This window comes from Micromonospora sp. NPDC005220 (assembly GCF_040607895.1).
In the GTDB taxonomy this organism is placed as follows: domain Bacteria; phylum Actinomycetota; class Actinomycetes; order Mycobacteriales; family Micromonosporaceae; genus Micromonospora.
In genome coordinates, this window is record NZ_JBEXHP010000064.1 from 1 (window position 1) to 8,118 (window position 8,118).

Sequence of the window (8,118 nt, forward strand, 5' to 3'; positions counted from 1 at the left end):
CGGCCGGCCGGTCCGTTGAGGTGCCGCCGGCCGGCCGGTGCGTCGAGGTGCTCATGCCGGGAACGGTAGTCCGCCGCGTCACCCGGGCGGGCGTGCTCCGGCCCGCCAGGTCAGCCGGCGAGCACCACCTGAAGCTCTTGTCGGCGGCGCTCGGCCAGGTCGGTGAGCAGGGTCGGCGCCTCGTCGAACGGCACCACCGCCGAGACGAGGTGCTTGCGGATCGTGTCGCCGTACGTCCTGAGCAGGTCGACGGTCTCGGCGGAGAGCCGTTCGCGGTCCCAGGTGGGTGCCAGCCCGCGCGGTACCCGGCCGATCTGGGCGCAACGCAGCGACAGCCCGTTGTGGTGGAACTCCTCGCCGAGCCGGACCGCGTCCGCGCCACCCTGGTAGAAGGCGAGGTCGATGACGGTGCCCTGGGGCCGCAGCAACCGCAGCGCGAGGTGCAACGCCCACGCCTGTCCCCGGCACTGGAACACCACGTCGGCGCCCCGGTCGCCGGCGCTGTGCGCCCAGCGGGTCTTGAGCACGACCGCCGGGTCGTCCGCGTCGGGGTCGAGGGTTTCCAGGCCGAGTGCCTCGGCGACCTGGCGGCGGTGCGGGGTGGGGTCGAGCACCACCACCGACGCGGCGCCGTTGCGCCGGGCGAACAACGCCGTCAGCAGCGCCACCACGCCGGCGCCGACCACGGCGACCCGGCGGCCGCGTACGCCGTCGCCGAGCGCGCGGACGTCGGTGCCGTGCAGGTCGGCGGCGGCGTGCAGCAGACCGTTGGCGCAGATCGGGCCCATGTGCGCGACGTAGACGCCGAGCAGCGGGTCCAGGTCGTCGGGCAGCGCCACGAACCGTTCGGCGACCGGGTCGGCCAGCCAGCCGGTGCGGTGCCCGTACGTCATCGCGCCGACAGTGCCCACCGCGATGGCCGGGGTTTCGCTCTCCACCACCCGGCCGACCTGCATGTAGCCGAGTCGGGTCACCGGGTAGGGCGTGCTCGCCGCGCCCGGCTGGAAGAGCCCCAGGTCGGCGTTCCAGGTGACGTTCAGGTAGGGGTTGGTGCCCTTGACGTAGCTCAGCTCGGTGCCGGCGGAGACCCCGCTGAACAGGGTCTCGACCCGGAACGTGCCGGGGCGCAGCGGCGCGGCGTCCTGCTCGACCAGCTCGACCCGGCCGGGGCCGGTGACCACCACGACCTTGTCACGCATCGACGGCCACCCCGGTGGCGAGCACCGCCGGCGCGGTCGCGGTGGCGAGCCGCACGGTCGTACCGGTACGGGCCGAGTCGGCCACCGCGAGGGCCAGCCGCTGGGTGGCGAGGGCCTCGGCGTACGGAACCCGCACGTCGTCGCCGATGCCGCGGACGGCGTCGACGAAGGCGCGGTCCACCGCCACCCGGGCGGCTTCCGGGTCGGCGGGGAGGTGTCGCTCGCCGTCGGCGTCGCGGATCGACAGCCCGTCCTCGGTGATCGCGAGGGCCAGCCCGTCGGCGAGGATCTCCAGGCCGGCGCGGTGCTTCCAGCCGAGAACGCAGGCGGCGCTGAGCGTGCCCACCGCGCCGTCGGCGAAGCGCAGCGCGGCGGTGGTCACCGAGTCGATGTCGGCGCCGTCGACCGGCGGCGGCGTGCCGTTGCCGTACGCGGTGACCTCGATCACCTCGCCGGCCAGCACCCGGATCAGGTCGAGCACGTGGGCGGCCTGCTCGACCACCGGGCCGCCGGAGCGGTCCCGCCGCGACCACCACGCCACCGGGGGCACCTTGTCCAGCCAGGCGCCGCTGACCATCCGCACCGGCCGGTCGGCGAGCAGGTCACGAGCCTGGTCGAGCACGCTCAGGTAGCGCCAGTGGTGGCCGACGGCGGTCCGCAGCCCCCGCCGGGCGACCAGGTCGGCGATCCGTTCGGCGGTGCTCAGGTCGACCGCGACGGGCTTTTCCACGAACATCGGCACCCCGGCCTCGATCACCGCCTCCTCGGCGGGGCCGTGCGCGAACGGTGGCACGCAGACGTACACCGCGTCCAGGCCGGTGGCCAGCAGCTCGGCGACGTCGGCGCAGGTCCGCCCGCCGTGCTGGGCGGCCAGCGCGGACGCCGCCTCGGGCGCGACATCGGTGACGCCGACCAGTTCCACGTCGTCGAACCCGGCCAGCACCCGCGCGTGGCGCTGTGCCACGCCGCCGGCACCGACCAGACCCACCCGGCATTTCCGCATCCCGACACCCCTCGAAGACTTTTCCTGTGCGGTGGGAGCAGTCCCCTGGGGTGTGCGCAATCAAACGTTCATCCCCCGGGAACGCATTATCGTCACCTCTGTGATCAAGCTGTTGCCGAGAAAGCGGTTAGCGCGTGACGAGGAATGGGAATAACCAATTTCGGTTTTTCCACGCACGAATGGAGGGGTGCCGTGCGGGATACGACATCGAGTGTGTCACCGGTGGTAGAGGCGTGGGCCACGTACCGGACGACGTCAGCTTCGGACTGGCCCGCACGTCGGCTGTTGCGCGCGAAGGGTGACACGCGGGTCAGCGTGGTGCTTCCGGCCCGAAACGAGGAGGCCACCGTCGGCGCGATCGTGTCGACCATCCGGGAGCACCTGATGGATCGGGTCGCCCTGGTCGACGAGCTGATCGTGGTGGACTCGCGGTCCACTGACCGCACCGCCCAGGTGGCCCGCGCCGCCGGCGCGGAGGTGGTCAGCCAGGACGCGATGACCCGGGGGCTGCCCCGGCTCTCCGGCAAGGGCGACGCGCTCTGGGCCGGGCTGGCCGCCGCGGAGGGGGACGTGGTGGCCTTCATCGACGCCGACCTGCGGGAGTTCCGGCCGCACTTCGTGAGCGGGTTGCTCGGCCCGCTGCTGACCGACCCGTCGGTCGACTTCGTGAAGGGCTTCTACCACCGACCCCTGGTGGGCGCCGCCAGCGTGGAGCAGGACGGCGGGGGGCGGGTGACCGAGTTGATGGCCCGACCGCTGCTCAACCTCTTCTGGCCCGAGCTGGCCGGCTTCGTGCAGCCGCTCGCCGGCGAGTACGCGGGTCGCCGCGACGTGCTGGCCCAGGTGCCGTTCGTCTCCGGGTACGGGGTGGAGACGGCCATGATGATCGACCTGCTCGATCTTGTCGGCCTGGACGCGCTGGCGCAGGTCGACCTCGGTGAGCGCAAGCACCGGCACCAGGACACCGCGGCCCTGGGCCGGATGTCCGCGCAGATCATGCTGACCGCCTGGTCCCGGCTGCAACGACGCGGCTGGGCCACCCCGGGGTTGACGCCGGAGGCGTTGCTGACCCAGTTCCGTCGCGGTGGTTCGGACACCCTGCCGAACCTGGACCGCGAAATCGTGGTCAGCGACGTGTCCATCGAGGAGCGCCCGCCGTTGGCCGAACTGCGCCACCGGGTGCCCCGCCGCCGGGTGGCCGCCGCGTGAGCGCGAGGAGCCTCACCGTGCTGATGAACGCCGGCCCGTGGCTGCCGGTGCCGCCGCCCGGCTACGGCGGCATCGAGAACGTGATCGCCACGCTGGTGCCGGAGCTGCGGCGACTCGGCGTACGGGTGGTGCTCGCCTCGGTGGGCAGCAGCACCCTGCCGGTCGACGAGCAGATCTCGGTCTTCCCCGACGGGCAGTTCCCCTCGTTGCAACGGCCGTACAACCAGGTCTGCGGGATCGCCCAGGCGCACCTGGCCGGGGTGGTCCGCGAGCTGCACTCCCGCGACGACATCGACCTGGTGCACGACCATGTGGAGGCGGTCGGGCTGGCCACCCTGGCCGCGATGGGGCCGGCCGGACCGCCGACCCTGCACACCTTGCACTGGGATCTGGCCAAGCACCCGGCGCTCTACGGCAGCCTGGACGGCGGCGACCGGGTCCGGGTCAACGGCGTCTCCGCGTCCCAGCTGGCCCGCGCCCCACTGGCGCTGCGGGAGCACTCGGTGGGTCACGTGCACCTGTCCACGCCGCTCGCCGTCGACGCCGACCGGCGACCCCGACCGGAGAAGGGCGAGCACCTGCTCATCCTGGGCCGGATCAACCCCGGCAAGGGGCAGGACGTGGGCGCGCGGCTCGCGCAGCGGATCGGCGTACCGCTGGTGTTGGCCGGTCCTGTGGGGCCGTACCACCGCCCAGCGGAGCTGGCCGCGGCCGGCGACGAGGCCCGGCAGAACCCGGACGTGCGGTTCTTCCTCGACGAGGTGGCGCCGCACGTCGACGGTGACCTGGTCCGCTGGGTCGGCACGGTGGCCGGCCAGGAGCGCGACGACCTGCTCGCCAGCGCCCGCGCGTCGCTGTTCCCGCTGCGCTGGGAGGAGCCGGGCGGCACGGCGGTGGTCGAGTCGCTCGCCCTGGGAACGCCGGTGGTGGCCACCGCCCGGGGTTGCCTGCCGGAGTTGATCGAGCACGGCCGCACCGGGCTGCTCACCACGGACGAGGAAGAGCTGGGTGACCTGCTTCTCGCCGCCGAGTTGCTCGACCCGGACGAGTGCCGGCGGGTGGCCGCGCGGCGCTTCACGCCCGCGGTGATGGCCGAGCGCTACGTCGAGCTGTACGAGCGGGTCCGCCAGTCGGCTCGCACGCCGGGGCTGCTGCCGGCCTGACCCGCCGACGCGCCCGGCGGTTTGTCGGTGGCGACAGCGGGTAGCCGGCAGCGCTTCTGCCCGCCGCGCGACGAGGAGCCGGGAATGGTCGGACCGATGGCGCACTCCCGGGCCCGACCCAACCCGGCCGACGGCAAGCCGCGGGTCCGTCGCGCGGCGGCGACGGTGGGGGTGCTGTTCCTGCTGATCGGCGTGCTCGGCTTCGTGCCGGGGATCACCAGCGGCATGGACGCGCTGCGCTTCGCCGGCCACGGCTCGGGCGCGTTCCTGTTCGGCGCCTTCCAGGTGTCGGTGCTGCACAACCTGGTGCACCTGGCGTTCGGGGTGGCGGGTCTGCTGCTGGCCCGGACGGTCACCGGCGCTCGGGCGTTCCTGATCGGTGGCGGGGCGATCTACCTGGTGCTCTGGCTGTACGGGCTGGCGGTGGACCACGACACCGGGGCGAACGTGCTACCGGTCAACGACGCCGACGACTGGCTGCACCTGGGTCTCGGCGTCGGCATGATCGCGTTGGGTCTGCTGACCGCCCGAACCCGCCCCTGACCTGCCGTCGCGAACCGTGACCTGCCTCGCTCCGCCCGCGGTCCTGTTTGATGGGGAACGACCTCGGGTAGTTGGCAGATCCCGACCCAGCAGCGAAGTGAGGCAGCGATGTCGAGCCGGATCACCTGCGAGGTGCGCACCACGGCACCGGTGGCGGTCGTTCGGCTGGCCGGCGCGCTGCACCTGGGCACGATGCGCTCGGTGCACCACGCGCTGACCGAGGCGCTGGCCGACCAGCCGGAGGCGCTGGTGGTCGACATGGCCGGCGTGAACGTGGAGGACCGGTTGGCGCTGTCGGTCTTCGCCGCGACCGCCCGGCGGGCCGAGGAGTGGCCGGCGGTGCCGGTGCTGCTCTGCTCCCCGTCGCCGGTCGCCGCGCGGTGGCTGGCCGAGTCGACCACGTGCCGGGTGCTTCCGGTCTCGGCGGACTGCGCGGAGGCGACCCGGTTGGCCGGCGCGGCGTCCACGTTGCGGATGCGGGCCCGGCTGGAGCCGGTGGCCGAGGCCTGCCGGCGGGCCCGGGAGCTGGTCACCGACGCGTGCGCGCGGTGGAACCTGCCGGACGCGTCCGGCCCGGCCGCGTTGGTGCTCAGCGAGCTGGTCGGCAACGTGGTGCGGCACGCCGGCACGCCGATGCAGGTGACGGTGACCCTGCGGCGCCCGTATCTGCACCTGGCGGTGGTGGACGGCAGCACCGCCCAGGCCCGTCCGGGCGGCACGGACCTGCACGCCGAGGGCGGGCGAGGGCTGATGCTGGTCCGGGAGCTGGCCCAGCGGTGGGGCAGCGTGCCGGCCGGTCAGGGCAAGGCCGTCTGGGCGATGCTGCCGGCAACCTGAGCGTTCGAGGCGGTTGCGCCCGGGTACCAGCATTCTGACCGAAATTACCGCTGTGGCCTGGTTACATGGTGCGAGGGTCGGGTAGGCACGCCCGTCCTTTCTGCCGTCACGACGGGGTGAGCAGCCATGCCCAAGCGGGTAACCACGGAACCGGCTCGCGATCGGGGCCCGGCGATCCTGGCACCGGCCCGCTTCGGGGGCTTCCCGGGAGCGGTACGGACACCGGTCCCCGGCAACTCCCTGATCAAGTTCCTCGCCACGACCGACCACAAGCAGATCGGCCTGCTGTATCTGCTGACCTCCTTCGGGTTCTTCCTGGTGGCGGGGCTTCAGGCGATGCTGATGCGCGCCGAGTTGGCCCGCCCGGGGTTGCAGTTCCTCTCCTCCGAGCAGTACAACCAGCTCTTCACCTCGCACGGCGCGGTGATGCTGCTGCTGTTCGCCACTCCCGCGGCGTTCGGGTTCGGGAACTTCATCGTGCCGATCCAGATCGGCGCGCCGGACGTGTCGTTCCCCCGCCTCAACGCGCTGGCCTACTGGCTGTACCTGTTCGGCGGGCTGATGGTCATCGGCGGGTTCATCACGCCGGGCGGCTCGGCGGACTTCGGCTGGACCGCGTACAGCCCGCTCAGCGACGTGGACCACAGCCCCGGGGTGGGCGCGAACATGTGGGTGCTCGGCCTGGTCGTCTCCGGCCTGGGCACCATCCTCGGCGCGGTCAACCTGATCACCACGATCCTGACCCTGCGCGCGCCCGGCATGACCATGTTCCGGATGCCGATCTTCACCTGGAACATGCTGTTCACCAGCGTGCTGGTGATCCTGGTGTTCCCGCTGCTGGCCGCCGCGCTGCTGGCGCTCGCGGCCGACCGGCTGATCAACGCGCACGTCTACGACCCCGCCACCGGTGGACCGATGCTCTGGCAGCACCTGTTCTGGTTCTTCGGTCATCCCGAGGTGTACATCATCGCGTTGCCGTTCTTCGGCATCATCACCGAGATCATTCCGGTGTTCGCCCGCAAGCCGCTGTTCGGTTACACCGGAATCGTGCTGGCCACCATCGCCATCACCGTGCTGTCCATGACGGTCTGGGCGCACCACATGTTCGCCACCGGCCAGGTGCTGCTGCCGTTCTTCAGCATCCTGAGCTACCTGATCGCGGTGCCCACCGGAGTGAAGTTCTTCAACTGGATCGGCACCATGTGGAAGGGCCAGCTCACCTTCGAGACACCGATGCTGTTCGCCATCGGCTTCCTGGTCACCTTCCTGCTCGGCGGCCTCACCGGCGTCCTGCTGGCCAGCCCGCCGGTCGACTGGCACACCCACGACAGCTACTTCGTGGTGGCGCACTTCCACTACGTGGTGTTCGGCACCGTGGTCTTCGCCCTCTTCGGCGGCTACTACTTCTGGTGGCCCAAGATGACCGGGCGACTGCTCGACGAACGGCTCGGCAAGGCGCACTTCTGGACCATGTTCATCGGCTTCCACGGCACCTTCCTGGTGCACCACTGGCTGGGCGCCGAGGGCATGCCGCGCCGGTACGCGGACTACCTGCCCACCGACGGCTTCACCACGCTGAACACGATCTCCAGCATCTTCGCCTTCATCCTCGGCCTGTCCACCCTCTTCTTCATCTACAACGCCTGGAAGTCCTGGCGGTACGGGGCGATCGTGACGGTGGACGACCCGTGGGGCTTCGGCAACTCCCTCGAATGGGCCACCACGTGCCCGCCGCCGCTGCGCAACTTCGACCGGATGCCCCGGATCCGCTCCGAGCGCCCGGCCTTCGACCTGAAGTACGGCCCGCTCGTCGCCGATCTGGGCCGCGACCTGCCGCAGCGGACCACCAAACCGCCACAGCACTTCGCCGAGGAGTTGCGGATGGAGCACCACGCCCCGGAGTCCCCGTCCGCCGAGGGCGCGCACGGCGCTCGCGAGGCGGTCGACTACCAGCCGGCGCCGCGCTCCGGCGCCCGCCCGGTGGACGTACCGGAGCCCGAGGGCGTCCGCCGGCCGAGCTTCGAGCAGAGCGACCCGCCGCAGGACGCCGAGGACGCGGCGAAGCCGCACGAGCGCTGGCGGCACCCGCACAGCGACGGAAACCCCGAGGAGCACTGATCAGGGGTACGCGCGGAAGGGCCGACACCCGGCGGGGGTCGGCCCA

General features: G+C 72.1%; 7 protein-coding genes. 5 read left to right on the top strand and 2 right to left on the bottom strand.

Features of this window, described 5'->3' with window-relative positions; translation table 11 throughout:
- Positions 1-110: 110 nt before the first annotated feature.
- Positions 111-1,199 (bottom strand): zinc-binding alcohol dehydrogenase, encoded by a 1,089-nt coding sequence (locus tag ABZU52_RS21685; protein WP_354972806.1) that lies wholly within the window; start codon positions 1,197-1,199, stop codon positions 111-113.
- Positions 1,192-2,202 carry a Gfo/Idh/MocA family oxidoreductase gene (locus ABZU52_RS21690; RefSeq protein WP_354972807.1) on the bottom strand — a complete coding sequence of 337 codons (1,011 nt, stop codon included), beginning with the start codon at positions 2,200-2,202 and terminating at the stop codon, positions 1,192-1,194. Before ABZU52_RS21690 ends, ABZU52_RS21685 begins: the two co-directional genes overlap by 8 nt.
- Before the next feature lie 192 nt (positions 2,203-2,394).
- Here ABZU52_RS21690 and ABZU52_RS21695 point away from each other — a divergent pair, with 192 nt between their 5' ends.
- The 5 genes from ABZU52_RS21695 (at position 2,395) to ctaD (ending at position 8,072) form a co-directional block, all read left to right on the top strand.
- Complete coding sequence (locus ABZU52_RS21695) at positions 2,395-3,411, top strand: glucosyl-3-phosphoglycerate synthase (RefSeq protein ID WP_354972808.1); 1,017 nt, start codon at positions 2,395-2,397, stop codon at positions 3,409-3,411.
- Between the two features lie 23 nt (positions 3,412-3,434).
- Entirely contained in the window at positions 3,435-4,574 is a 1,140-nt protein-coding gene (locus ABZU52_RS21700; RefSeq protein WP_354972830.1) for a glycosyltransferase, read from the top strand.
- 84 nt (positions 4,575-4,658) lie between these two features.
- Entirely contained in the window at positions 4,659-5,117 is a 459-nt protein-coding gene (locus ABZU52_RS21705) for a DUF4383 domain-containing protein (protein ID WP_354972809.1), read from the top strand.
- A gap of 108 nt (positions 5,118-5,225) precedes the next feature.
- Complete coding sequence (locus ABZU52_RS21710; protein ID WP_354972810.1) at positions 5,226-5,954, top strand: ATP-binding protein; 729 nt, start codon at positions 5,226-5,228, stop codon at positions 5,952-5,954.
- Positions 5,955-6,080: 126 nt separating this feature from the next.
- Positions 6,081-8,072: a cytochrome c oxidase subunit I gene (gene ctaD / locus ABZU52_RS21715; RefSeq protein ID WP_354972811.1), complete on the top strand. Its 1,992-nt coding sequence runs from the start codon at positions 6,081-6,083 to the stop codon at positions 8,070-8,072.
- Positions 8,073-8,118 lie beyond the last annotated feature (46 nt).